The organism is Amycolatopsis sp. NPDC004378, from assembly GCF_053602455.1.
On record NZ_JBSGDR010000029.1, the window covers coordinates 26,534 to 52,752 of the forward strand.

Consider the following 26,219-nt stretch of genomic DNA (forward strand, 5'->3'; position numbering starts at 1 on the left):
CGACGGGCGGGGTCGCCACCGCGTGAAGTCGCCCTGAAGATTACTCGCCGGTACGTGTGCCGTGCCAAGGGTCGGGCATTCTGGATCCGTGAACACCCCCGTGAAGGCGCGGGCGCCGCTGACCCACGTGCCCCTTTCGACCAGGGAACTGCCGTCCCTCGACCCGATCCTGCCGCCGTGGCCGGCGACGTTCGAAGAGGTCGGCACGGCCCGGCTGCACGTCCGCCGCACGCCGGGCCCGGACGGCGTCCCGGCCGTGTACGTGCACGGCCTCGGCGGCTCGTCGACGAACTGGACCGACCTGGCCGCGCTGCTCGCGCCGGTCGCCGGCGGCACCGCGCCCGACCTGCCCGGCTTCGGCTACTCCGAGCCCGAGGCGGGGTTCGACTTCAGCCTCCAAGCGCACGCGGACGTCGTCGCGCGGCACATCGAGGACGTCGGCGCGCCGGTGCACCTGCTCGGCAACTCGATGGGCGGGGCGATCGCGCTGCTCATCGCCGAACGGCGCCCGGAGCTGGTCAAGACCCTGACGCTCATCTCGCCCGCGATGCCGGACCGCCGCCTCGACCCGCGGCGGCTGTCGGACCCGCGGATGGCGCTGGCCTACCTGCCGCTGGTCGGCGCCCGCGTGCGGGCGCAGCTGGCCGCGCTCGGCCCGCGGGAACGCGCCGCGCAGGTGATCAAGCTGTGCTTCGCCGACCCGTCGCGGTTCCCGGAGCAGCGGCTCGACGAGCTGGAGCAGGAGCACGGCGCCCGGGCGGGGTTCGCCTGGGCCGCGCCGGCGATGGCGCGCAGCACGTTCGCGATCTTCCGGGCGTGGTCGACGCTCGGGAAGGCGTCGCTGTGGTCGGCCGCGCCGCGTGTCCAGGCGCCGACGCTGGTGGTGTGGGGCCGGGACGACCGGGTCATCTCCGTGCGGCGCGCGATGCGGACGGCGAAGGTGATCCCGGCCGCGCGGTTGCTGGTGCTCCCGAGGACCGGGCACGTGGCGCAGATGGAACGGCCGATCGTCGTCGCGAAGGCGGTCCTGGGCATGTGGGAGCACGTGGAAGCCGGGACCTGGTAACCCGAAAGGGTGACAACTGATCGCCGGGTCATCCGCCAGTCGCCGATAACGGTTCGGTGGCGCTGTGGCACCCTGGTGCGGTGGATCGGGTGAAGCAGGACGCGCGAGGCGAAGATCGGCGGTCACCTCACCGCGCCTCGGCCCGCCGCTCGACCCACAGCTCCGCGGAGCCCGAGGACCCGCCGCGGACCGGGCAGTACCGCCCGGCCAAGCCGCAGGCCCAGCGCATCGGCGAAGACCGCTACCGCCCGGGTGGCCGGCGGACCGCCGCCGAGCCGCTGAGCGCCTCCTGGAAGCCGCACGACCCGGAAAGCCGGGAGCCGAAGAAGGAGCCGCCGGCGAAGTCCGGCATCGCGAAGCTCACCAAGACCTACGGCTGGCGCGTCTACGCCCTGCCGATCCTCGTCGTGCTGACCGTGCTCGTCGTGGTCAACACGGCCAACAGCCCGGCCGAGCCGATCGCCGAGCAGGGCGCCGCCAACGGCATCGAGTCCGCGGGCGGCGACGCGGCGGGCGGCGCCATCGACGGCAACGGCGAGCAGACCATCCCGGAGAACCCGGCCACCCCGGTCGACCTCAAGGTGCCGACCGCCGACCTGCCCGACGGCGGCCCGTTCACGCAGGCCGGCGCCGGCAAGTGGCACGTCGTGGCCGGCAGCGGCCCGAAGGTCGGCACCGGGAAGCTGTACACCTACACCGTCGAGGTGGAGGACGGGATCGACCCGGCGAGCTACGCGGGTGACGACGCCTTCGCGACCGCCGTCCAGGGCACCCTGTCCGATCCCAAGAGCTGGACGTGGGACGGCAAGATCGCGCTGCAGCGCGTCGACGCCAACTTCCCCAACCCGTCCTTCAGGGTGAGCCTCACCACGCCCGAGACCACGCACCGGGCCGACGCCTGCGGGTTCCAGATCACCTTCGAGGCGTCCTGCTACCGCAAGAGCCTCGGCCGCGTGCTGATCAACCTGTCCCGCTGGGTGCGCGGCGCCAAGGCGTTCGGCGCCGACATGACCGGGTACCGGCAGTACGCCATCAACCACGAGGTCGGGCACGCCCTGGGCAACCAGCACGTCGGGTGCGGCGGCAACGACCAGCCCGCGCCGGTGATGATGCAGCAGTCGTTCGGCGTCGCCGACGACTACGTCTCGATGCTCAACGACATCCCCGGCGGCGACAAGGGCAAGGTGGCCAAGGACGGCCGCGTCTGCAAGCCCAACGCCTGGCCGAACCCGTCCGCGAAGACCCAGCAGTAGCGCGTCCCACCATCCGGACGCGGGAAGGTCTATTTGCCTGCGCGCGTTGTGCATAGTGGGATGGACGCGATCCGCGCGCGAGATGGAGGACCAATGTCAGCACTGCCGCCGCTCGTCGAGCCGGCTGCCGAGCTCACCAAGGAAGAGGTGGCCCGGTACAGCCGTCACCTGATCATCCCGGACGTCGGGGTGAGCGGGCAGAAGCGGCTGAAGAACGCGAAGGTCCTGGTGATCGGGGCCGGCGGCCTCGGCAGCCCCGCGCTGCTGTATCTGGCCGCGGCCGGGGTCGGCACGCTCGGCATCGTCGACTTCGACGTGGTGGACGAGTCGAACCTGCAGCGCCAGGTCATCCACGGCCAGTCCGACGTCGGCAAGCTCAAGGCCGCGTCCGCGCAGGAGTCGATCGCGGAGATCAACCCGCTGGTCAAGGTGCACCTGCACACCGACCGGCTGGACTCGTCGAACGCGCTCGAGATCTTCGAGCAGTACGACCTGATCGTCGACGGCACCGACAACTTCGCGACGCGCTACCTGGTCAACGACGCCGCCGTGATCCTCGGCAAGCCGTACGTCTGGGGCTCGATCTTCCGGTTCGAGGGCCAGGTCAGCGTGTTCTGGGAGGACGCGCCGAACGGCAAGGGCCTCAACTACCGCGACCTCTACCCGGAGCCGCCGCCCCCGGGCATGGTGCCCTCCTGCGCCGAGGGTGGCGTGCTGGGTGTGCTGTGCGCGTCCATCGGCTCGATCATGGTGACCGAGGCGATCAAGCTCATCACCGGCATCGGCGAGCCGCTGCTCGGGCGGCTCATCAGCTACGACGCGCTGGAGATGAAGTACCGCGAGGTCAAGATCCGCAAGGACCCGGACACCCCGAAGATCACCGAGCTGATCGACTACGAGGCGTTCTGCGGTGTCGTGTCGGACGAAGCCGCTTCGGCGGCGTCGGGCAGCACGATCACCCCGGCCGAGCTCAAGGCCAAGTTCGACAGCGGCGAGAACTTCGCGCTGATCGACGTCCGCGAGCCGCACGAGTACGAGATCGTCAACATCAAGGGCGCGACGCTGATCCCGAAGGACCGGATCCTCTCGGGCGAGGCGCTGGCGGAGCTGCCGCAGGACAAGCCGATCGTCCTGCACTGCAAGTCCGGTGCCCGGTCCGCCGAGGCCCTCGCCGCGCTGCACGCGGCCGGGTTCAAGGACGCGACGCACCTCGGTGGCGGCGTCCTCGCCTGGGCCAAGCAGATCGACCCGAGCCTGCCGACCTACTGACAGTCGCTCTTCCCCGAGGGGCACCCCGCCGGCTCCCAAGGCCGAAGGGGTGCCCCTCGTGGCGTTTCGTCCGAGTCCTAAAACACTGCGTGACCAGCGCGTCTTCTCGTTCGTGGACCACCCGGCCGGGTACCGTGACCCGTTGTGCGGACAACCCTCGAACGTCCTCCGGCGCACGTCTGCGCGGCCTTCGGCGGCGTTGACGACGGCAGCGAGCCGATGCCGGGCTCGACGGCGTGGCGCTGCGGAGACCTCGTGTTCAAGCCGGTCACCGACAAGGCCAAGACCCTGTGGACGGCCCGCGCGCTCGACTACGCCGACGAGCCGGGCCTGCGGGTCGCGAAGCCGGTCCGCTCCAGCGACGGCCGCTGGATCGTCGGCGGCTGGACGGCGTCGCGGTTCGTCGCCGGCACGCCGGAACACCGCGGCGACGCGTCGGTGCTCGCGGCGGTGAAGCTGCACCGCGCGACCATCGGCCTGCCCCGGCCGGACTTCATCGCCGGCCGTCGCGACGTCGACGCGATCGCGGACCGCGTGGCGTGGGAAGAGCTCGAGGTCCCGCTCGAGGAGACGAAGGGCGGCCGCTGGTTCGAGGTCCTCGCGGGTGCCCGCCGCCCGATCCGCCTGCCGTCGCAGGTGGCGCACGGCGAGCTGCTGGCCGGCCTGCTGTTCGACGGCGACGCGGCCCCGGGCGTGGTGGACTTCGTCCCGTACTACCGCCCGGGCGAGTACGGCGCGGCCATCGTCGCGGTGGACGCCCTGGCCTGGGGCGGCGCGACCCGGGAGCTGCTGGAGCGGTGGGCGCACCTGCCGGAGTGGCCGCAGCTGCTGCTGCGCGCGGTGTTGTTCCGGTTGGCGGCCAATGCGCTGAACCCGCGGTCGACGCAGGCCTCGTTGGACGGCTTGCGGATGGCGGCCCGTGAGGTGAGCGGCGTCCTGTGAGGGGGGCACGCACCTCACCGCCGGGGGCCCGCGAGTCCCGCCGCAATGTCAACTGCCTGAAACATTCGGTCGATTCCGAGTAACACGGCCTCCTTAGCGTCAGGGCGTTCCCGCTGACCGAGGAGGTGCCCGTGCCGCAGGTCGACACCCATTGCCCGTACTGCGCGTTGCAGTGCGGCATGCGCCTCGACGGCGTCCGCGTGACGCAGCGGGACTTCCCGGTGAACGCCGGCGGCCTGTGCCAGAAGGGCTGGACTTCGGGCAGCCTCCTCACGTCGCCGCGGCGGCTGACCACCCCGATGATCCGCGTCGACGGCGCGCTCGAACCCGTCAGCTGGGACTTCGCCCTCGACTTCGTCGCGCGCAAGCTGCAGGAGATCCAGCGGGAAAACGGCCCGGACGCCGTCGCGGTCTTCGGTGGCGGCGGGCTGACCAACGAGAAGGCCTACCTGCTCGGCAAGTTCGCCCGGGTCGCGCTCGGGACGTCGCAGATCGACTACAACGGCCGGTTCTGCATGTCGTCGGCCGCCGCGGCCGGGATCAAGGCCTTCGGGGCGGACCGCGGGATGCCGTTCCCCGTCACCGATCTCAAGGGCGCCGACGTCGTGCTGCTCGCCGGGGCGAACCCGGCCGAGACGATGCCGCCGTTCACCCGGCACCTGCGGGGCGCCGACCTGATCGTTGTCGACCCGCGGCGCACGCCGACGGCCGAGCTGGCGACCCTGCACCTCGCGCCCGCGCCCGGCACCGATCTCGCACTGGCGCTGGGGATCCTGCACGCGGTCGTCGAAGGCGGCCACCTCAACCAGTCCTATGTGGATGATCGGACGGCCGGCTTCGCCGCGGTGTGGCGGATCGCCGCGAGCTGGTGGCCGGAACGCGCCGAACGCGTCACCGGCGTCCCGGCCGCCGACATGCGCCTCGCCGCCGCCAAGCTCGCCGGCGCGCGCAACGCCTACGTCCTCACCGCCCGCGGCACCGAGCAGCACGCCACCGGCACCGCGAACGTCGGCGGCTGGATCAACCTCGCGCTCTCACTCGGCCTGCCGGGCCGGGAGGGCTCCGGTTACGGCTGCCTCACCGGCCAGGGCAACGGCCAGGGCGGCCGCGAGCACGGCCAGAAAGCCGACCAGCTGCCCGGCTATCGCAAGCTCGACGACCCGGCCGCGCGCGAGTACGTCGCCGGCGTCTGGGGTGTCGACCCGGACAGCCTGCCCGGGCCCGGCCGCTCGGCCACCGAACTCCTCGAAGCGCTCGGCACCGAGGACGGCCCGAGGGCGCTGATGGTGTTCGGCAGCAACGTGGTCGTCTCGGCTCCGCGTGCCCAGCGCGTCCAAGATCGACTGTCCGCTCTGGACTTCCTGGTCGTCGCGGACTTCGTCCTGTCGGAGACCGCGGCCATGGCCGACGTCGTCTTCCCGGTGACGCAGTGGGCCGAGGAGAGCGGCACGCTGACCAACCTCGAAGGCCGGGTTCTCCTGCGCCGCAAGGCACTGGACCCGCCTCCCGGCGTCCGGTCCGATCTGGACGTCCTCAACGGACTCGCGGCGCGGCTGGGGGGGTCAGGCTTCCCGGCCGACCCCGAGGCGGTGTTCGAGGAGCTGCGGATCGCTTCCAAGGGCGGTGTCGCCGACTACTCCGGCGTCACCTACGACCGGCTGCGCGACGGCGAGGCCCTCCACTGGCCGGTTCCGTCGCCGGAACACCCTGGCACGCCCCGGATGTTCCTCGACGCCTTCGCGCATCCGGACGGCCGCGCCCGGTTCACCCCGGTCGAGCACACCGGCCCCGCCGAACTGCCCGACGACGAGTTCCCGCTGCAGGCCACCACCGGGCGAGTCCTGCAGCACTACCAGTCGGGCGCGCAGACCCGGCTGATCCAGGAACTGAACGACGTCGTCCCGGACGTGTACGTCGAGGTGCACCCGGACACCGCCAAGCGTGCCGGGCTCGAGGAAGGCGACCGGGCGCGGATCCGGTCCCGCCGCGGCGAGACGTTCGCGCGCGTCCGGTTCGTCCCGAGTCTCAAGCCGGACCTCGTGTTCCTGCCGTTCCACTTCCCCGGTGAGCAGCGCGCGAACCTGGTCACCAACCCGGCGCTCGACCCGGTCAGCCGGATGCCGGAGTTCAAGGTGTGTGCCGTGTCCCTGTCTACCGTGGATGGTGCCGCATGAGTCCCCGTGACGTCGTCATCGTCGGGTACGGCATGGCCGGTGCCCGGCTGGCCGACGACATCCGGCGCCGTGATCCGGTCGCCGAACGCGTCCGGCTGACCGTGCTCGGCTCGGAGAAGCACGCCGCCTACAACCGCGTTCTGCTGTCGGCCGTCGTCGCCGGGGTGATGAGTGCCGAGAGCGTCCGGCTGCACGACGACGAATGGGCCTCCCGGCACGACATCGACCTCCGGCTCGGCGTCGACGTCACCCGGATCGACCGCGAGAAGCGCTGCGTGGAACTGACCGACGAGTCCACTGTGGACTACGACGCGCTCGTGCTGGCCACGGGGGCCAACCCGTGGATCCCGCCCGTCGAAGGCCTCGAAGCCGGGCCGGGCGTGGTCGCGTTCCGGAGTCTCGACGACTGCGCCAAGATCCTCGACGCCGCCCGCCACGGCGCGCCGGTCGCCGTCCTCGGTGGCGGCCTGCTCGGCCTCGAAGCCGCCCGCGGCCTGGCCGGGCGCGGGAACCAGGTGACCGTCGTGCACCCGCTGGGGCACGTCATGGAACGCCAGCTCGACCCGGCCGCCGGGCACGTGCTGGCCCGGCAGCTCACCGGCATGGGCGTCACCTTCAAGTTCGGCGCCACCGCCGCCCGTTACCTGCCCGGCGACGGGCTCAAGCTCGACGACGGCACGCTCGTCCCGGCCGACCTGGTCGTCGTGGCCGCCGGAGTCCGCGCCGAGACGAGCCTGGCCGAGGACGCCGGCCTCGAGGTCGACCGGGGCATCCTCGTCGACGACGTCCTGCGCAGCAGCGACGGCCGGATCCACGCGCTCGGCGACTGCGCCCGGCACCCCGGCGCGCCCGCCGGGCTGATCCAGCCGGCGTGGGAGCAGGCCGAGGTGCTCGCCGACGTCCTGACCGGCACGAACGCGGCCGCCCGCTACCGCGGCACCACGGCCGTCACCCGGCTCAAGGCCCGCGGGATCGACCTCGCGGCCCTGGGCGAAACGCAGCTCGCCGCCGATACCCCGGACGCCGAGGTGCTGACCTTCAACGACCCCACCGGCGGGCGCTACGGCAAGCTCGTCGTCCGCGAAAACCGCGTCACCGGGGCGATCCTGCTCGGCCTGCCCGACGCGGCCGCCTCGATCACCCAGTTCCACGACCGCGGCACGCCGCTGCCGGAAGACCGGCTCGCGGTGCTGCTCGGCCGCGCGCTGCCCCACGGCAGCGCCCAGGCGGCCGGCCCGGCCGACCTGCCCGCCGCGACGGTGATCTGCCGCTGCACCAACGTCACCAAGAGCCGCCTGGTCGAGGCCTGGAAGGCCGGGGCCACCGACACCCCCGCACTGGCGCGGGCCACGCGGGCCACCACGGGCTGCGGCGGCTGCACGGACGCCGTCGGCGGCATCGCGAACTGGCTCGCGGCGCAATGAACCCGTACGACAAGGAGACCGCGATGGCCCACCGAGGCAAGCACTGGATCGAGCACTGGGAGCCCGAGAACGAGGAGTTCTGGGCGTCCACCGGCAAGAAGATCGCCCGCCGCAACCTCTGGTTCTCCGTGTTCGCCGAGCACATCGGCTTCTCGATCTGGACACTGTGGTCGGTCATCGTCCTGTTCATGGGCAAGGACTACGGCTTCGACGCCGCTGACAAGTTCCTGCTCGTCTCGACGCCGACGCTGGTCGGCGGCGTGATGCGGCTGCCCTACACCTTCGCCGTGGCGAAGTTCGGCGGTCGCAACTGGACGGTCGTCAGCGCGGCCCTGCTGCTCATCCCGACGATCCTGGCCGCGGTCGTGCTGCACCCCGGCACGTCGCTCGGCACGTTCCTGCTGGTGGCGGCGCTCGGCGGTGTCGGCGGTGGCAACTTCGCGTCGTCCATGACGAACATCAACACGTTCTACCCGGAGAAGCACAAGGGCTGGGCGCTCGGCCTCAACGCCGGCGGCGGCAACCTCGGCGTCGCGGCGATCCAGCTCGTCGGGCTCCTGGTGATCGGCACGGCGGGCGCGACCGCGCCGCGGATCGTGCTCTACGTCTACGTCCCGCTGATCGTCGTCGCCGCGCTGTGCGCGTACTTCTACATGGACAACCTGGCCACGGTGAGGGGCGACACCAAGGGGATGCGCGAGGTCGTCAAGGACCCGCACACCTGGGTGATGTCGTTCCTCTACGTCGGCACGTTCGGCTCGTTCATCGGCTACAGCTTCGCGTTCGGCCTGGTGCTGCAGAACCAGTTCGGCCGCAGCCCCCTGCAGGCGGCCGCGGTGACGTTCCTCGGCCCGCTGCTCGGCTCGCTTTCGCGGCCGGCGGGCGGCTGGCTCGCCGACCGGATCGGCGGCGGCAAGATCACCTTCTACACGTTCATCGGCATGGCGCTGGCGACGGCCGTGCTGATCCTGGCCTCGACGTCGAAGTCCCTCGCGTTGTTCACGGTCGCGTTCATCGTGCTGTTCGTGCTCACCGGCGTCGGCAACGGTTCGACGTACAAGATGATCCCGGCGATCTTCCGCGCGAAGGCGAAGGTGGCGATCGCCAACGGCGCCGGGGAGGCGGCCGAGCTGCTCAAGGCCCGTCGCCTGTCGGGTGCGCTGATCGGCCTGGCGGGAGCGATCGGTGCCGAAGGCGGCCTGTTCATCAACCTCGCGTTCCGCCAGTCGTTCGCCGACACGAAGAGCGGTGTGCCCGCCTTCGTCGGGTTCCTCGTCTTCTACGGGCTGTGCTTCGCCGTCACCTGGGCGGTCTACCTGCGCAAGCCCGCCGAACAGCCCACGAGTGAGCGCGGTCTGGCGCTCGCGGGAGCGGAGGTCTGAGATGCCCACCCTGGTCGTCGCCGGACACGGCATGGTCGCCCACCGGCTCGTGGAGGCGGTGCGTGCGGAAGACCCTTCGGGGAACTGGCACGTGGTCGTCCTGTCGGAGGAGCCGCGCCCGGCGTACGACCGGGTGGCGCTCACGTCCTATGTGGACACCTGGGACCCGGCGGCCCTCGCCCTGCCGGGTTCGGACTACGCGGACGACCCGCACGTCGACCTGCGGCTCGGCGAGCTGGTCACCTCGCTGGACCGGACCGCCCGGACGGTCACCACGGCCTCCGGTGCTGTCCTCTCCTACGACGCGCTGGTCCTGGCCACCGGCTCGCGGCCGTTCGTGCCGCCGGTCCCCGGGCACGACCTGCCCGGCTGCTTCGTCTACCGGACCATCGAAGACCTCGACGCGATCCGCGCGGCGGCCGTCGGAAAGCCCGGCCGCGGGCGGCGCTCGGCCGTCGTCATCGGCGGTGGCCTGCTCGGCCTGGAAGCCGCGAAGGCGTTGCGGGACATGGGACTCTCCCCGCACGTCGTCGAGATGGCGCCGCGGCTGATGCCGCTGCAGGTCGACGAAGGCGGCGGCTCGCTGCTGCGGCGGCTCATCACGAACCTCGACGTGACCGTCCACACGGGAACGTCGACCGACGCCATCGAAGCCGACGGCTCGCGGCTGCTGGCCAAGCTCGGCAACGGCACCGAGCTGGACGTCGACCTCGTCGTGTTCTCGGCGGGCGTCCGGCCGCGCGACGACCTCGCGCGGCAGTCCGGCCTCGAAGTCGGCCCGCGGGGCGGTGTGCTGACCGACGCGTCCTGCCGCACGAGCGACCCGGCGGTCTACGCGATCGGCGAATGCGCCGCGGTCGACGGGCGCGTCTACGGCATCGTGGCACCCGGGTACGCGATGGCGGAGATCGTCGCCGCGCAGCTCACCGGGGGTTCGGGGACGTTCCCGGAGCCGGACACGTCCACCAAGCTGAAGCTGATGGGTGTCGACGTCGCGTCGTTCGGCGACGCGCACGCCCAGGCCGAAGGCGCGCTGGAAGTCGCGGTCAACGACGCGGTCGCCGGGACGTACAAGAAGCTCGTGGTCACCGACGACGGCAAGACGCTGCTCGGCGGTGTGCTCGTCGGCGACGCGACCGAGTACAACACGCTGCGCGCGCTGGTCGGGCGGCCGCTGCCGGCCGAGCCGGGCGCGATCCTCGCCCCGGCGGGCGGGGGCGCGGCGGTCGGCGTCGACGCGCTGCCGGACGCGGCCCAGATCTGTTCGTGCAACGCGGTTTCCAAGGGCACGATCACCCGGGCGATCCACGAAGACGGCTGCGACTCGGTGCCGAAGGTCAAGGCGTGCACCCGCGCCGGCACCGCGTGCGGCTCGTGCGTCCCGCTGCTCGGCAAGCTGCTGACGGCGTGCGGGGTCGAGCAGTCGAAGGCCGTCTGCGAGCACTTCCCGCAGTCGCGCGCGGAGCTGTTCGAGATCGTCCAGGCCACCCGGATCACGACGTTCAGCGAGCTGATCGGCCGCTACGGCACGGGCAGCGGCTGCGCGGTCTGCAAGCCCGCGGTGGCGTCCATCCTGGCCACCCTCGGCAACGGGCACGTCCTCGGCGGCGAGCAGATGACGTTGCAGGACACCAACGACCGGTACCTGGCGAACCTGCAGCGCAACGGCACGTACTCGGTCGTCCCGCGCATCCCCGGCGGCGAGATCACCCCGGACAAGCTGATCGTGATCGGCGAGGTCGCGAAGGACTTCGGGCTGTACACGAAGATCACCGGCGGGCAGCGGATCGACCTGTTCGGCGCCACCGTGGACCAGCTGCCGCTGATCTGGCGCCGGCTGGTCGACGCGGGCTTCGAGTCCGGGCACGCGTACGGTAAGGCGTTGCGCACGGTCAAGTCGTGCGTCGGGTCGACGTGGTGCCGCTACGGCGTGCAGGACAGCGTAGGACTGGCGATCGAGCTGGAGCTGCGCTACCGCGGGCTGCGGTCGCCGCACAAGCTGAAGTCGGCCGTCTCCGGCTGCGCGCGGGAGTGCGCCGAGGCGAGGAGCAAGGACTTCGGGATCATCGCCACGGAGAACGGCTGGAACCTCTACGTCGGGGGCAACGGCGGCACCACCCCGCGGCACGCCGAGCTGCTGGTGTCCGATGTGGACACCGAGACCCTGATCCGCACGATCGACCGGTTCCTCATGTTCTACGTCCGCACGGCCGACCGGCTGCAGCGGACCGCGCCGTGGATCGAGGAGCTGGAGGGCGGGCTCGACCACCTGCGCGCGGTGATCGTCGACGACTCGCTCGGCATCTGCGAAGACCTCGACGCGGCGATGGCCAAGCACGTCGACAACTACGCCGACGAGTGGAAGGGCGTGCTGGAGGACCCGGAGAAGCTGGCGCGGTTCACGTCGTTCGTCAACGCGCCGGGCACGCCCGACCCCGCGATCTCCTTCCGCTCGGAGCGGGAGCAGAAGGTGCCCGTGATGCTGGGAGTACCGGAGGTGCGCCGATGACCACGTCGATCGAACGAACCTGGACGGCGGTGTGCGCGGCGACCGACGTCCCCGAGAACGCCGGAGTCGCCGCGCTGCTCGACGGCGGCGTCCAGGTGGCCATCTTCCGGCTGCCTGGCGAGCGGCTGTACGCACTGTCCAATTGGGACCCGTGCAGTGGTGCGGCCGTGCTTTCCCGCGGCATCGTCGGTGACGCGGGTGGTGTCCCGGTGGTCGCCTCGCCGGTCTACAAGGAGCGGTTCGCGCTCGACAGTGGACAGTGCCTGGACGCCGAGGGCGTGTCGGTGCCGGTGTACGACGTGCGCGTGCGGGAGGGCGTGGTCGAAGTGGAGAGCCCGTGATGTTGCCGCTGAGCGGTTTCGTGGTCGGCATCACCGCGGCGCGCCGGGCGGACGAGCTCGGCGCGCTGCTCGTGCGCAAGGGGGCCAGCGTCCGCTACGGCCCGGCGATCCGGATCGTCCCGCTGACCGACGACACGGAGCTGCACCAGGCGACGACGGCGTTGCTGGAGACCCCGGTCGACACGGTGGTGGCGACGACGGGCATCGGCTTCCGCGGCTGGCTCGAGGCGGCAGAGGGCTGGGGCCTGGGCGACTCCCTGATCTCGCGCTTTTCCGAGTGCGCGTTGCTGGCGCGCGGGCCGAAGGTGACGGGCGCGATCCGCGCGGCCGGGCTTTCGGAGGCCTACTCGCCGGCGTCGGAAAGCAACGCGGAGTTGTTGCAGCACTTGCTTTCTTCGGGGGTTTCCGGGAAGCGGATCGCGGTGCAGCTGCACGGCGAACCGTTGCCGTACTTCGTGGACGCGCTGCGGGCGGCGGGCGCGGAGGTCATCGAGATCTCGGTGTACCGCTGGGTCGGGCCGGTGGACCCGGCGCCGGTCGACCGCCTGCTGGACGGGGTCCTGGAGGGCTCGATCCACGCGCTGCCGTTCACGAGCGCGCCGGCGGTGGCCTCGCTGATCGCCCTGGCCCGCCGCACCGGCCGGCTCCCGGGCCTGGTCACGGCGTTGTCGGGCCCGGTGGTGGCGGCGTGCGTCGGCCCGATCACGGCGGGCCCCTTGGCGGCCTTGGGGATTCCGACGGTCCAGCCGCACCGGGCGCGGATCGGGGCGCTGGCCCGCACGGTGTCGGAGACGCTGCTGACCCGCTCACCCCGGTTTTCGGCGGGCGGCCGCGCGATCGAACTCCGCGGCCAGGCGGCGGTGGTGGACGGCGAGTGGCACGAAGTGGCCCCGGCACCGATGGCGTTGCTGCGGGCGCTGGCGGCGTCACCGGGCCGGGTGGTGTCCCGCCGCGAGCTGATCTCGGCGTTGCCGGGCGGCGGCGAGGAACACGCGGTGGAGACGGCGATCGGCCGCCTGCGCACGTCTCTCGGCGGCGGCCGGGTGGTCCAGACCGTGGTGAAGCGCGGCTACCGGCTGGCCGTGGACGCTTGAACGGCCCCTTGCGGTGTCCGTGGCGAAGGGGATAACCTATAGCCCAAGCTAGAGGTCATAGCCGAGGGCGGGACTGGTGGACGAGACGCGCGGACCGCAACGACGCCGGCGGGCGGACACCCGGCGGGAGATCCTGGACACCGCCGTCGAGGTCATGGCCGAACGCGGGGTGGCCGGCCTCAGCCTGTCCGAGGTCGCGCGGCGGGTCGGCATCCGGCAACCGTCGCTGTATAAGCACTTCGTTTCGTTGCACGCCGTCTACGACGTGCTGTTCCGGGAGGGGGCGGAGCAGCAGCGAGAGGCGGTGGCCCGGGCGCTGAAGGGGAGGGTGCCCGGGCTGCCTGCCCTGGCCGCGGCGGTCGAGGCGCTCGGCCGGGTCGCCATGGCGCACCCGGTGCACGCCCAGCTCGTCGCGTGGCGGCCGGTGCCGGAGTTCGAGCCGTCCGCCGAAGCGTTCCAGCCGAGTGCCGAGCTGGTCGAGCTGCTGCGCGGGGCGGTGCGCGACGCCGTGGCCGCGGGGGAGCTCGATCCCGGCGCCGACTCCGAGGCCGGCATCGCCCTGTTGTCGATCGTCGTCACCGGGACGCTGTCGCAGCAGCTCGCGAACGAGCCCGGTGCGGGGTACGAAGCCGGGCGGTTCACGTCGCTGCTGCCCGAGGTTTTCACCATGTTCGTCCGGTACTTCGCCCCGGGAGGGCAGCCATGCGACAGACCCGGACCAGCCACGCCCTGACGATCGCACGCCCGGACCGCGAGGAGGTCGCCCGCGTCGGCCTCGCCGAGCTGGCCGCGTTGGACGTCCTGCTCGGTTCGCTCGGCCCGGACGACGGCCGGCGGCCCACGGCGAGCGGGTGGACCGTGCGCGAGGTGGTCGCCCACCTGGTCGGCCAGCACGCGGAGACGGCGCGGCCGTGGACGATCCCCGGCCGGATCCGGGCCGCGCGCAGGCGGTTCCCGGAACTGTCCGCATTGGACGCGCACAACGCGTTGCAGGTGGCGACCTTCTCGCCGCTGTCCGACGAGGAGCTTCGCGCGCTGCTCGCGCGGGTCGGGCCGCGGGCGGTCCGCAGGCGGCGGCGCACCCCGGCGTTCGTCCGGCGGCAGCGCACCGAGCGGTACTTCCCCGGCGAACCGCTGGTCGACCCGGCCATGGCCTACGTGCTCGACGTCCTGTCCAACCGGGACACCTGGCTGCACCGGCTGGAGATCGCCCGCGCGACCGGCCGTCCGTTCGCGGTGAACGACGACGTCGTGGTCATGCAGGTGGCCCGTGACCTTGCCGAGGAGTGGACCGGGCCGCCGCTGGTGCTGGAGCTGGGCGGCGCGTGGCGGCTCGGCGAGGGCGAGCCGGTCGCGTGGGTGCGCGCCGATCCGCTCGACTACCTCTGGCACCTCTCGGGCCGGCCGGGCGACCCGGAATTCGACGTCGACGGCGACCCCGCCGTGGTGGACGCCCTGCGTGCGGCACGGGTGGTGTTCTAGGGCGCCCAGGCGACCGCGTGCTTCTCGAAGCCGCGCGCCGCCGCCACCCGGGCTGCCTCGGCTTCGGCTTCTTCGCGGATCGCCGGGCGCAGGGGGTCGAACGCCGTGACCGTGAACGTCAGCTTCGCGCCGCTGCCCTTCGTCCGCCAGGTGCCCGCGATGTCGCCGTCCGCCAGCAGTACGCCGGGGTTGCCCAGCATCTTCCAGACTTCCTTGCGGCGGGCCGGGTCCGGGACCAGCAGGGCCTTGTCGCGGGCCTGGACGAACGGGTCCCACGGCGGCAGCAGGCGCACCACGTCCGGCTCCGGGGGGTTCTCCAGCGCTGCCAGCCGGTCCGCGGGCAAGGAGCGGCGACGGCCCTCGACGTCCACTTCGGTCAGGTCCGCCGGCCACGTCCGGTCGACCACCGCTTTCGCCGTGCCGGCGAACTCCGCCGCCTCGCCCGGGGACGCCGGGCCGTTCAACGTCAGGTACTGCCGGACGACCGCCGTCGCGGCCGCCGGGTCGGGGGTGCGGCGAGCGCGGCCGCGGCCCTCCAGCGGGGTCAGCGTCGCCGGGGACGCGCCCGCCACCAGCCGGACGCCGCCGTGCGGGGCCGCGATGCGCATCAGCTGCTCGTGGATGTGCGTCGCGTTGCAGCCGCGGCACCAGCGGGAGAACTCCGCGGGCACCTTCTTGGTGACCGCCGTCGACACCGTGCCCTTCGTCATCTCGCCCTTGACCGTGGCGCGGATCGCGGCCGCCGCCGTGAAGACCACATCGGACGCCGAAAGCCCGGTCGCCGCCAGTTCCTTGCGCTGCCACAGCATCCGGGCCAATGCGTCCGCGTCGTCCAGCGGGACCAGCGCCCGGATCACCTCGGGCAGGTCCGTGCGCAGGTGGTAGTGCGGCGCGCCGCGCAACGTCCACGCAAGCACCAGCCGCGGATCGTCCACAAGGGACACTTCGCCGTCGAGCCGGGCCACCAGGGCCAGCTGCGCGGTGTCCCGCATGCTGTCCTGGAGCCCGGCCCGGACGACGGCGAGGTCGGCGACGTCCCGTGCCGTGCGGTGCAGCCCGTGCTCGGCGATGCGGTAGGCGAGAACCTGACGACGGTCCACGTGCGGCTCCTAGAACGTGTACTCGAAGGTGTAGCCCATCTTCTCCTCGCCCATCGCGCCGCCGACGGTGCCGCGCCCGGTGAGCCCCGCCAGTTCGCCGGTGCCCGAGCCCGGGACCACCTCGAACGTCGACGCGATGCCCTGGGCGTCGAAGGTGAACTCGTGCTTCACGATGAACGTCCCTTCGCGACCGTCGACCTTGCCGTCGAAGCGCTCGAAGCTCGGCGACGTCGTCTTGCCGCTTTCGTAGCCTTCGCCCGCGTAGTACAGCAAGAGATCGCAGATCGATTCACCCTCGACGACGCCCTCGTAAGCCATCGACGCGTGCGCGTACGCCACGCGAGGGCCGCCTTCGGTCCCGCTGACGATCTTCTCTTCCCAGTTCTTCATGGTGAATGCGTTCATGGAGGCCACTCTGCCGGGCATACCTGTCAGCTTGTGTCAGGTATTTCTGCCAAACTGGGTTCATGCGCGCCAGCCGGCTCCTCTCGGTCCTGCTCCTGCTGCAGAACCGCGGCCGGATGACGGCCGAAGAGCTGGCCGAGGAGCTCGAAGTTTCGGTGCGCACGGTCTACCGGGACATCGACGCGCTGTCGGCGTCCGGCGTCCCGGTGTACGCCGACCGCGGCCGGACCGGCGGGTACCGCCTGGTCGACGGCTACCGCACCCGGCTCACCGGGATGACCGAGGAGGAGGCCCAGTCGCTGTCGCTGGCCGGGCTGCCCGTGGCCGCGGCCGAGCTGGGCCTCGGCACGGTGCTCGCGGCCGCCCAGCTCAAGCTGTACGCGGCGCTGCCGCAGGAGCTGCGCGACCGCGCCGGACGCGTCGCCGAGCGCTTCTACCTGGACGTCCCCGGCTGGCACCGCGGTATCGAAAGCCTGCCGGTGCTGTCCGCGGTCGCCGACGCCGTGTGGTCGTCGCACCGGATCCGGATCCGCTACGAGCGGTGGGGGCAGCGCGTCGTCGAGCGGGACGTCGAGCCGCTCGGGCTGATCCTCAAGGCGGGCAACTGGTACCTGGCCGCGCGCTGCGACGGCACCGACCGGACCTACCGGATCTCACGCGTGCTGGAGCTCACCGACCTCGGAGAGGAGTTCGAGCGACCGGCCGGGTTCGACCTCGCGCGCTACTGGCAGGAGTGGTCCGAGCAGTTCGAACGCCGGATGTTCCCGCGCGTCGCCGTGGTGCGGTTGTCGCCGCGCGCGCAGGCTCTCGTACCGTTCTACGCGGGCTCGGTCGGCGCCCGCGCGCTGCGCTCGGCGACCGGGGAGCCCGACGCGGACGGCTGGCTCACCGTGGAGCTGCCGGTGGAGCCGGGCGAGCCGGCGATCGGCGAACTGCTGCGGTTCGGGCCGCACCTCGAGGTCCTCGAACCGGCGGACCTGCGTGCGGAGCTGGCGGAAGCGATCGAGGAGATGGGCGCGATGTATGGCTGAGCTGAGCGGGATCGCGGTCGGCGTCACCGCCGAGCGCCGGGCCGGGGAGTTCATCACCGCGCTGGAACGCCACGGCGCCGAGGTCCGCCACGCCCCGACGATCACCATCGTCCCCCTGGATTCCGACCCCGCGCTCCGCGAAGCGACCTTGGCCCTGGCGGCGTCACCGGTCGACCTCACGATCGTGACGACGGGCGCGGGTTTCCGCGGCTGGCTCGAGGCGGCGTCCGGCTGGGGCCTGCGCGAGCCGTTGCTGGCGCGGCTGGGCGAGTCCCGGATCTACGCGCGCGGTCCGAAGGCGGTGGGCGCGGTCCGCGGCGCCGGTCTGCGTGAGTCCTTCTCGGCTGCTTCGGAGACCAACGCGGAGCTGTTCGGCGCCGCCGCTTCGGCCGCGATCGGCGGCGCGCGGGTGGCCGTCCAGCTGCACGGGACGCCGTTGCCCGAGCACACGGAGCCGCTGGTGGACGCCGGGGCGTCGCTGGTGGAGGTGCAGCCGTACCGGTGGTTCTCCCCACCGGACGTGACGCCGGTCCACAACCTGATCGACGCCGCCATCACGGGCGACCTGGGCGCACTGGCGTTCACGAGCGCCCCGGCGGCGGCGAACTTCCTGACGCTGGCCCGGTCCTACGGCCGCTACGACGAGCTGCTGACGGCGTTGCGCGGACCGGTGGTGTGCGCGTGCGTCGGCCCGGTGACCGCGGCGCCCCTGGAGGAGGCGGGCATCGCGACGCTGCAGCCGGACCGGCAGCGCCTGGGCGCGCTGGTGAAGCTGCTGGTCAACCGGCTCGGCGGGTAGCTTCCCTAAGCTGCGGGGCGCCGGTGTCAGTCCTCGTCGGACGGTAGCTCGCCCGCTTCGGCGGCCCGCACCGACTCCCGGCCGGCCGCCTCCTCGCTGACGCCTTGCCGCCAGTAGCCCGTGAAGCAGATCAGCCGCTTGTCCACCTCGCGCTCCCGCACGAGGTGCCGCCGCACCTGCTTGACCACGCCCGCCTCGCCCGACACCCACGCGTACGGCGTCCCGCCCGGGAACGCCGCGCCGCGGACCGCGTCCAGCAGCGCCGTGCCCACCGGGCGCGCGCCGCGCACCACCCAGTGGACCTCGACCGCTCCGCGGGTCTCGAACGTCTGGCGCTCCGCGCGGTCCGAAAGCTCGACGTACACCGAAGCCCGCGCGCCCGCCGGGAGGCGCTCGACGATCGCGCCGATCGCCGGCAGCGCCGTCTCGTCGCCGACCAGCAGCTGCCAGTCGCACTCCGCGGGCGCCGCGTACAGGCCGTGCGGGCCGAGGAACGCCACCCGGTCGCCCGGCGCGACCCGGGACGCCCACGCCGAGGCCGGGCCGTCGTCGCCGTGGAGCACGAAGTCGACGTCGATCTCCGCCGCCTCCGGGCGGTGCGCCCGGACCGTGTACGTGCGCATCGGCGGGCGGACGTCGTCGGGCATCGCCAGGTACGTCCGGTACCAGGACAGGACGTCGGAGCCGGTCTCCGGCAGCACCGGCGTCTCCTGCCCGGGCAGCGGGAAGAACACCTTGACGTACTGGTCCGGCGGCCCCGCGGGCACGTCGCGGAAGCTCACCGCCGAGAACGTCACGCGCACCGTGTGCGGCGTCACCGGCCGGACCACGGTGACCCGGGCCCCGTGGTACGTCAGAGTCGGCCGCTCCGCCTGGATCGTCATTAGGCGAGGCTAACCTAAAAAGACGGGGTCAGAACAGTCCCTCCTCACCGGGATCTTCGTCACCGTCCGGCTGCCACCGGTACTTGCGCAGGTCGACGCGCTGACCGTCGGCCAGCACACCCTCCGCGCGCAGCCGCTCCAGCTGGTCGTGCACTAGGTGCGGTGCCGGGGTCCCGTTCGCGCGCAGGATCCGGTGCCACGGGAGGTCGTGCCCGTCCTCGGCCAGGATCGCGCCGACCATCCGCGGCGAAGGGGCGCCGGCGAGCGCCGCGATGTCGCCGTACGTCGCCACCGTGCCGGCCGGCACCGACTCGATGATCTCCCGCACGCGCTCGTGCAGAACGTCGTCCATACCGACACTCTGCCGGATGGGTACGACAGCCGTCCGCCGCACCGCGGGTGCCGTCAAGCGTGCCGGTGCGACACCCGGGGGACCGGTCGTGGTTCCATCGCTGGGTGAACGCGAGGCGAACGGCCCAGGCGGACGCGCGGCTGGTGCGCATGCCGATCGCCGACGCACCCACGTTCACCTGGGACGAAGGCGCGCGGCGCGTGCTCTCCGCACCCGGCGGGTTCCGCCGCGTGCTCGGCGGCCCGGGCACCGGCAAGACGGCGCTGCTCGCGTCGGCCGCCACCCGCCGCATCGCCGAGGGCGCCGACCCCGAGAGCGTGCTGGTGCTCACGACGTCCCGCAAGGCCGCCGACGCGCTGCGCGCCGACATCACCCGCCGGCTCACCGCCGACCCCGACCAGGCGCGGCCGCTGCCCCGGACCGTCCGCGAACCGCTGGTGCGCACCGTCCACTCGTACGCCTATTCCCTGCTGCGGCTGGAGGCGATGGCGGAGGAGCTGCCGCCGCCCCGGCTGCTCGCCGGCGCCGAACAGGACGTCGTCGTCCGCGAACTGCTGGCCGGTGACCTCGACGAAGAGGCCGGCTACTGGCCCGAGCAGCTGCGGCCCGCGCTGATGGTCCCCGGCTTCGCCGAAGAGCTGCGCGACCTGCTGATGCGCGCGGCCGAGCGCGGGCTCGGGCCGGAGGACCTCGCCGAGCTGGGCCGTCGCCGCGGCCGCGACGAGTGGGTCGCCGCCGGGCAGTTCTGGGCCCAGTACGAAGAGGTCACGCAGCTGCAGGGCGCGGGCGGCAACGCGCTGGGCGTCGCGAGCGCGCCCGCCCTGGACGCCGCCGAGCTCGTCACGTCCGCGCTGCTCGCCCTCGAGGACGACGACGAGCTGCGGATGCGCGAGCGCACGCGCGTGCGGCACCTGTTCGTCGACGACGCCCACCACCTCGACCCGCTGCAGACCAGCCTGGTCCGGATGATCGGGCACACCGCGGCCGAGTTCGTCGTGGCCGGCGACCCCGACCAGAACGTGTTCTCCTTCCGCGGCGCCGACGCGAGCCTGTTCGCCGACGCCGACCCGGACGGCAGCCGGACCGTCACGCTCACCACGGCGCACCGGCTCGCCCCGGCGGTGCGGCTCGCGGTCGCCAAGATCGGCGCGACGCTGCCGGGTGCGTCGGCGCACCGCAAGATCGTCCCGCCCGCGGGGGCGACCGGCGGGAACGTGCGGGTCCGCGTGATGCCGACCCCGGCCGCCGAGGCGAGCTGGATCGCCGACCAGCTGCGCCGCGCCCACCTCGTCGACGGCGTGCCGTGGTCGGAGATCGCGGTGCTCGTCCGGTCGCCCGCGCGGACTTTCCTGGTGCTGCAACGGGCCCTGCGCGCCGCCGGCGTCCCGATCGGCTCGGCGACGGAGGAGCTGCCGCTGGCCCGCCAGCCCGCGGTGCGGCCGCTGCTGGCCGTCCTGAAGCTCGCGCCTTCGCCGGAACTGCTCGACGTCGACCTCGCGGAGATGCTGCTGTCGTCCTCGCTCGGCGGCGCGGATCCCTTGGCGTTGCGGCGGTTGCGACGCGGTCTGCGGCGGCTCGAACTGGCCGGGGGCGGTCAGCGGTCGAGCGACGAACTGCTCGTGGAAGCGTTGCGCGGCGGGGACATCCTCGCCGGCTTGGCGGACGCCGAGTCCGAGCCGGTGCGGCGCGTCGGCGGGCTGCTGCGCGTCACGCACCAGGCCGTCGCGCGCGGGGACGGTGTCGAGCAGGTGCTGTGGCGGCTGTGGAACGAAAGCGGCCTTCAGGACAAGCTGCTGAAGCAGGTCGAGCGCGGCGGTTCGCTGGGTGCGCAGGCCGATCGCGATCTCGACGCCGTCGTCGCGCTGTTCGACGCGGCCGGGCGGTACGTGGACCGGCTGCCGCGGTCGAGTGTCGCGTCCTTCGCGGACTACCTGGGCGCGCAACAGATCGCGGGTGACACGCTCGCGCCGGCCGCGGTCCCGGCCGACGGCGTCTCGCTGCTCACGGCGCACGCGGCCGCCGGTCGCGAATGGACGGTCGTCGCCGTCGCCGGTGTGCAGGAAGGCGCGTGGCCGGACCTGCGGCTGCGCGGATCCGTGCTGGGCGTCGAACGGCTCAAGGACCTGATGTCCGGAGTGGACGACGACGCCGTCTCCGCGACGGCGCCGATCCTCGCCGAAGAGCGGCGCCTGTTCTACCTCGCGATGAGCCGGGCGAAGCAGACGTTGCTGGTGACGGCGGTGTCCGGAGAGGACGAACAGCCGTCGCGGTTCCTCGACGACCTCGAGGAGAACGGCGCCGACGACGGCGGTCTCGATTCGCGGATGAAGCCGCCGGGCCGGTCGCTGGTGCTGGCCGAGCTGGTGGGGGAGCTGCGCGAGGTCGTCTGCGACGACAAGGCCGACCCCGCGCGCCGGCGTCGGGCGGCGGCGCAGCTGGCCCGCTTGGCCGACGCGAAGGTGCCGGGCGCGCACCCTTCGACGTGGTACGGCCTGCTCCCGGCGTCGACGGACGAGCCGGTGCACCCGCCGGGCGACCTGATCCGGATCTCACCGTCCACAGTGGAAATCCTGACGAAGTGCCCGCTGCGCTGGATGATCGAGCGCCACGGCGGCAGCGACCCGGCCCAGCTGGCCGCGGTCACCGGGACGCTGGTGCACGGGCTCGCGCAGGCCGTCGCGTCCGGGAGCACGGACGCCGAGCTGCAGGCGGCGCTCGACGAGGCCTGGGTGCGCGTCGACGCCGGAGCGCCGTGGTTCTCGCGGCGCGAGCGGCGGCGGGTCGAGCAGATGCTGCGCAACTTCACGACGTGGCTGGAGCAGAGCCGGGCGGAGCTGACCGCGGCGGGCGTCGAGCAGGACATCGAGGTCGAACTGCCGGCGGGCGGGGCCGACGAAGTCCGGGTGCTGCTGCGGGGCCGCGTCGACCGGGTCGAGCTGGACGCCGAGGGGCGGCCGGTGATCGTCGACATCAAGACGGGCAAGGTCCCGGTGTCCGGAAAGGACGCCGAGGAGCACCCGCAGCTGGCGGCGTACCAGCTGGCGGTGCTGCTGGGCGCGATCAAGGGCGCGAACGAGCCCGGCGGCGCGCGGCTGGTGTACGTGGCGAAGGCGAACAACAAGACCGGGGCGACCGAGCGTTCGCAGCCGCCGTTGGACGACGTGGGTGGCAAGCAGTGGCTGGAGCTGGTCCGCGACGCGGCGGCCTCGGCGGCGGGGCCGGACTACCAGGCCCAGGAGAACCCGGACTGCGACCGCTGCCCGGCCCGCGGCTGCTGCCCGCTGCGCCCCGAAGGACGACAGGTGCCGGGCCCGTGACCAAGCCGAACGATGTCGTGGGCGACAACCAGTGTGCTAACCCGGTTTCTCCCTCACGAGCCTCCGGTGAGGGGGGTGCGTGAGCCCGCTCGTCACCGCCAATCCCGTCGAGCCCGCCGATCTCGCCGACGCGCTCGGGCTGCACCGGCCCACTCCCGAGCAGGCCACCGTCATCGCCGCGCCCGTCGAACCCTCGCTCGTCGTCGCGGGGGCCGGGGCCGGGAAGACCGAAACCATGGCCGCGCGCGTGGTCTGGCTCGTCGCCAACGGGATCGTCAGCCCCGACCGCGTCCTCGGCCTCACCTTCACCCGCAAGGCCGCCCGGCAACTCGGTGAACGCGTCCGCGCGCGGCTGCGGCGGCTCGCCGGCTCCGGGCTGCTCGACCGGCTCGACCCGTCCGGCGGGCTGCGGTCCACTGTGGTCGCCGGCGAACCGACCGTCCTGACCTACCACGCCTACGCCGGGCGGCTCCTCTCCGAACACGGCCTGCGGCTGCCCGTGCAGCCCGGCGTCCGGCTGCTGTCCGAGACGTCGTCGTGGCAGATCGCGCACCGCGTGGTGTCCACCTGGGACAACGAGCTCGACACCGACCGCGTGCCGCCGACCGTCACCGCCGACGTCCTGCAGCTCGCCGGGGAACTCGGCGAGCACCTGATCTCGACCGACCAGCTCGCCGAGTACACGCGGTGGATGTGCCAGGTCATCGAGAACGCCCCGCGCGCCAAGGGACAGCGGGCCGCGCTGCCGCAGAAGCTGACGGAAATCATGGCGGCGCAGCACTTCCGGCTCGCGCTGCTGCCGCTCGTCGAGGACTACCACCGGCGCAAGCGCAACGAAGGCGCGCTCGACTTCGCCGACCAGATGTCCCTGGCGGCGCAGCTGGCGAGCGGCTACCCGTCGGTCGTGCGCGGCGAGCGCGAGCGGTTCGGTGCCGTGCTGCTCGACGAATACCAGGACACCGGGCACGCCCAGCGCGTGCTGCTGCGAGCCCTGTTCGGCGGCGGCGAGAACGCGCCGATGCCGGTGACCGCGGTCGGCGACCCGGCGCAGGCGATCTACGGCTGGCGCGGGGCCAGCGCGGCCAACCTGCCCCGGTTCACCACGGACTTCCCGCGCTCCGACGGCGAGCGTCTCGTCCCGGCGAACGAGTACGGCCTGCTCACGAGCTTCCGCAACCCGCCGGAGATCCTCGACCTCGCCAACGCGATCGCCGAACCGCTCCGGGCCCGCGGTCTGGGCGTCGAACGCCTGCGGGCGCGCGAAGGCGCCGGCGCCGCGGACATCGCGTGCGCGCTGCTGCCGGACATCCGCGCCGAACGCGGGTGGGTGGCCGACGCGCTCGCGCGCCGCTGGTACGCCGTGCAGGAGGAGACCGGCAAGCCGCCGACCGCGGCCGTGCTCGTGCGGCGCCGCGCCGACATGGCGCCGATCGCCGCCGAGCTGCGGGCGCGCGGGCTGCCGGTCGAGGTCGTCGGGCTCGGCGGCCTGCTGGACGAGCCCGAGGTCGCGGACCTCGTCTCGACGCTGAAGGTGCTCGCCGACCCGCTTTCGGGCAGCGCGGCGGCCCGGCTGCTGACCGGCGCGCGGTGGCGGCTCGCGGCCGCCGACGTCGCCGCGCTGTGGCGGCGCGCCGGGGAGCTGTCCACCCCGGAGAAGTCCGCTTCGGACAGTCCGGAACTGGTCGTGGAACGCGTCGAGCAGGCGGGACTGATCGACGCGATCGACGAGCCGGGCTCGCCGGACCGCTATTCGGAGGAGGGCTACAAGCGCATCCGCCGGGTCGGCTGGGAGCTCGCGGCGTTGCGGCGACGGCTCGACCAGTCGTTGCCGGAACTCGTCGCCGACGTCGAGCGCACGCTGCTCCTGGACGTCGAATCGCTGGCCCGGCCGGGATCCGCGGGCCGGGCACACCTGGACGCGTTCGCCGAAGTCGTCACCGACTACGCCGAGACCGCGCCGACGGCCACCTTGTTGTCCTTTGTGGACTACCTGAACACCGCCGCGCACGCCGAAGACGGGCTCACGCCGGGCGAGGTCGAGGTCGTGCCGGACCGCGTGCAGGTGCTCACCGTGCACTCGGCGAAAGGCCTGGAATGGGAGGTCGTCGCCGTTCCGCACCTGGTGCACGAGGTGTTCCCGGGACGGCGGCGGTCGTCGTCGTGGCTGCGGACGGCGACGTCGCTGCCCGCGGCGTTGCGCGGCGACTCCCAGGACCTGCCCGACCTGCGGATCGCCGAGGGCTACGACCGCAAGGAAGTCCAAGAAGGACTGGAACTGCACGAAGCCGGGTTCGTCGAGCGGGAACAGGCGGAGGAACGGCGGCTCTGCTACGTCGCGCTGACGCGGTCCGAGCACGCCCTGATCGTGTCCGGGCACTGGTGGAACGAAAGCAGCAGCCGGTTCAAGGGGCCGTCGGAGTTCCTGACGGAGATCGGCGACGTGCTGCGCGAGACCGGCGTCGGGCAGCTCGCCGAATGGGCGCCGGAACCGGCCGCCGAGGACGAAAACCCGCTCGTGTCGGACACCCGGACGTCGAAGTGGCCGGTCGACCCGCTGGCGGACCGCCGCACCGGCGTGCAGACCGGCGTGGACCTGGTCTTCGAGGCACTGTCCTCTTCGGACGAATCGGAGTCCGAAGAGGACGATCCGGACGGCTGGCTGACCGACACCGACGTCCTGCTCGAGGAGTGGGCGCGCAAGGACGACAACGTGCACCGGGTCCCGCTGCCGTCCCGGCTTTCGGTCAGCCAGCTGGTGGCCCTGGCCGAGGACTCCGACCGGCTGGCGACGGAGCTGCGCCGTCCGCTCCCGAAGGAACCGAACAGCTTCGCCCGCCGCGGCACGGAGTTCCACGGCTGGCTGGAACGCCGTTTCGCCGGGGACCAGCTGATCGAGATCGACGACCTCCCCGGCGCCGCCGACGTCGACGCGGCTCCCGACGCGGACTTCGAGGAGCTCCAGGCGGCGTTCGAGGAGAGCGAGTGGGCCGACCGCGTCCCGCACGCGACGGAGGTCTCGTTCTCGGCGGACGTCGAAGGCATCACCCTGCGCGGCCGCATGGACGCGGTGTTCTGGCACCCGGACGGCTACTGGGAGGTCGTGGACTGGAAGACGGGCGCGATCCCGCCGGAGTCCCGCCGCGACGCCTTGGCGGTCCAGCTGGCGGCGTACCGGATGGCCTGGGCGGCGCTGAAGGACATCCCGGTGGACGAGGTCCGCGCGGCGTTCCACTACGTCCGGGCGAACCGCACGATCCGCCCAGCAGACCTCCTGGACGCCGAAGGCCTCCGCCGCCTGCTCCGCGACATCCCCGAGGCGTGATCGAAGGGGCGACACGCGTGACCAGAGGGGCATCACACGTGATCAGAGGGGCATCACACGTGATTGGCGGGGC

At 72.7% G+C, this 26,219-nt stretch carries 20 protein-coding genes; 16 read left to right on the top strand and 4 right to left on the bottom strand.

Going from position 1 to position 26,219, the window contains the following annotated elements; genetic code table 11:
• The first annotated feature begins 88 nt into the window (after positions 1-88).
• The 12 genes from ACWEN0_RS44175 (at position 89) to ACWEN0_RS44230 (ending at position 14,936) form a co-directional block, all read left to right on the top strand.
• Positions 89-1,066 carry an alpha/beta fold hydrolase gene (locus ACWEN0_RS44175; RefSeq protein WP_451987085.1) on the top strand — a complete coding sequence of 326 codons (978 nt, stop codon included), beginning with the start codon at positions 89-91 and terminating at the stop codon, positions 1,064-1,066.
• Positions 1,067-1,146: 80 nt separating this feature from the next.
• Complete coding sequence (locus ACWEN0_RS44180) at positions 1,147-2,319, top strand: DUF3152 domain-containing protein (protein WP_451987087.1); 1,173 nt, start codon at positions 1,147-1,149, stop codon at positions 2,317-2,319.
• A 93-nt stretch (positions 2,320-2,412) separates the two neighbouring features.
• Positions 2,413-3,588 (top strand): adenylyltransferase/sulfurtransferase MoeZ, encoded by a 1,176-nt coding sequence (gene moeZ / locus ACWEN0_RS44185; RefSeq protein ID WP_451987089.1) that lies wholly within the window; start codon positions 2,413-2,415, stop codon positions 3,586-3,588.
• Between the two features lie 144 nt (positions 3,589-3,732).
• A complete protein-coding gene (locus ACWEN0_RS44190; RefSeq protein ID WP_451987091.1) occupies positions 3,733-4,530 on the top strand; it encodes a TIGR02569 family protein in 798 nt (265 codons plus the stop codon).
• A 131-nt stretch (positions 4,531-4,661) separates the two neighbouring features.
• Positions 4,662-6,704 carry a molybdopterin oxidoreductase family protein gene (locus ACWEN0_RS44195; protein WP_451987093.1) on the top strand — a complete coding sequence of 681 codons (2,043 nt, stop codon included), beginning with the start codon at positions 4,662-4,664 and terminating at the stop codon, positions 6,702-6,704.
• Positions 6,701-8,128 carry an FAD-dependent oxidoreductase gene (locus ACWEN0_RS44200; protein WP_451987095.1) on the top strand — a complete coding sequence of 476 codons (1,428 nt, stop codon included), beginning with the start codon at positions 6,701-6,703 and terminating at the stop codon, positions 8,126-8,128. The genes ACWEN0_RS44195 and ACWEN0_RS44200 overlap by 4 nt, the downstream gene beginning before the upstream one ends.
• 23 nt (positions 8,129-8,151) lie before the next feature.
• A complete protein-coding gene (locus tag ACWEN0_RS44205; protein ID WP_451987097.1) occupies positions 8,152-9,510 on the top strand; it encodes a nitrate/nitrite transporter in 1,359 nt (452 codons plus the stop codon).
• A 1-nt stretch (position 9,511) separates the two neighbouring features.
• Positions 9,512-12,019: a nitrite reductase large subunit NirB gene (gene nirB, locus ACWEN0_RS44210; protein WP_451987099.1), complete on the top strand. Its 2,508-nt coding sequence runs from the start codon at positions 9,512-9,514 to the stop codon at positions 12,017-12,019.
• On the top strand, positions 12,016-12,360 hold the full coding sequence (nirD, locus tag ACWEN0_RS44215; protein WP_451987101.1) for a nitrite reductase small subunit NirD: 345 nt from the start codon (positions 12,016-12,018) through the stop codon (positions 12,358-12,360). The genes nirB and nirD overlap by 4 nt, the downstream gene beginning before the upstream one ends.
• Positions 12,360-13,454 (top strand): uroporphyrinogen-III synthase, encoded by a 1,095-nt coding sequence (locus ACWEN0_RS44220; protein WP_451987183.1) that lies wholly within the window; start codon positions 12,360-12,362, stop codon positions 13,452-13,454. The genes nirD and ACWEN0_RS44220 overlap by 1 nt, the downstream gene beginning before the upstream one ends.
• 76 nt (positions 13,455-13,530) lie before the next feature.
• Positions 13,531-14,187: a TetR/AcrR family transcriptional regulator gene (locus ACWEN0_RS44225; protein WP_451987103.1), complete on the top strand. Its 657-nt coding sequence runs from the start codon at positions 13,531-13,533 to the stop codon at positions 14,185-14,187.
• Positions 14,157-14,936, top strand: a complete 780-nt coding sequence (locus tag ACWEN0_RS44230) for a maleylpyruvate isomerase family mycothiol-dependent enzyme (RefSeq protein ID WP_451987105.1) — start codon at positions 14,157-14,159, stop codon at positions 14,934-14,936. Before ACWEN0_RS44225 ends, ACWEN0_RS44230 begins: the two co-directional genes overlap by 31 nt.
• Here ACWEN0_RS44230 and ACWEN0_RS44235 read toward each other — a convergent pair.
• On the bottom strand, positions 14,933-16,036 hold the full coding sequence (locus tag ACWEN0_RS44235; RefSeq protein ID WP_451987107.1) for a DNA glycosylase AlkZ-like family protein: 1,104 nt from the start codon (positions 16,034-16,036) through the stop codon (positions 14,933-14,935). The two genes, ACWEN0_RS44230 and ACWEN0_RS44235, sit on opposite strands and share 4 nt — an antisense overlap.
• Before the next feature lie 9 nt (positions 16,037-16,045).
• A complete protein-coding gene (locus ACWEN0_RS44240) occupies positions 16,046-16,441 on the bottom strand; it encodes a DUF3224 domain-containing protein (protein WP_451987109.1) in 396 nt (131 codons plus the stop codon).
• A gap of 62 nt (positions 16,442-16,503) precedes the next feature.
• Here ACWEN0_RS44240 and ACWEN0_RS44245 point away from each other — a divergent pair, with 62 nt between their 5' ends.
• Complete coding sequence (locus ACWEN0_RS44245; RefSeq protein ID WP_451987111.1) at positions 16,504-17,472, top strand: helix-turn-helix transcriptional regulator; 969 nt, start codon at positions 16,504-16,506, stop codon at positions 17,470-17,472.
• Entirely contained in the window at positions 17,465-18,271 is an 807-nt protein-coding gene (locus ACWEN0_RS44250) for a uroporphyrinogen-III synthase (protein WP_451987113.1), read from the top strand. The genes ACWEN0_RS44245 and ACWEN0_RS44250 overlap by 8 nt, the downstream gene beginning before the upstream one ends.
• A 26-nt stretch (positions 18,272-18,297) precedes the next feature.
• Here ACWEN0_RS44250 and ACWEN0_RS44255 read toward each other — a convergent pair whose 3' ends face one another.
• Entirely contained in the window at positions 18,298-19,155 is an 858-nt protein-coding gene (locus ACWEN0_RS44255) for a siderophore-interacting protein (RefSeq protein WP_451987115.1), read from the bottom strand.
• A gap of 28 nt (positions 19,156-19,183) precedes the next feature.
• Positions 19,184-19,507 carry an MGMT family protein gene (locus ACWEN0_RS44260; protein WP_451987117.1) on the bottom strand — a complete coding sequence of 108 codons (324 nt, stop codon included), beginning with the start codon at positions 19,505-19,507 and terminating at the stop codon, positions 19,184-19,186.
• Positions 19,508-19,656: 149 nt separating this feature from the next.
• Between ACWEN0_RS44260 and ACWEN0_RS44265 the strand changes: the two genes are divergently transcribed.
• Both ACWEN0_RS44265 and ACWEN0_RS44270 read left to right on the top strand, forming a co-directional pair.
• Complete coding sequence (locus ACWEN0_RS44265) at positions 19,657-22,824, top strand: ATP-dependent helicase (protein WP_451987185.1); 3,168 nt, start codon at positions 19,657-19,659, stop codon at positions 22,822-22,824.
• A 79-nt stretch (positions 22,825-22,903) separates the two neighbouring features.
• Positions 22,904-26,146 carry an ATP-dependent helicase gene (locus ACWEN0_RS44270; protein WP_451987119.1) on the top strand — a complete coding sequence of 1,081 codons (3,243 nt, stop codon included), beginning with the start codon at positions 22,904-22,906 and terminating at the stop codon, positions 26,144-26,146.
• The last annotated feature ends 73 nt before the right edge of the window (positions 26,147-26,219 follow it).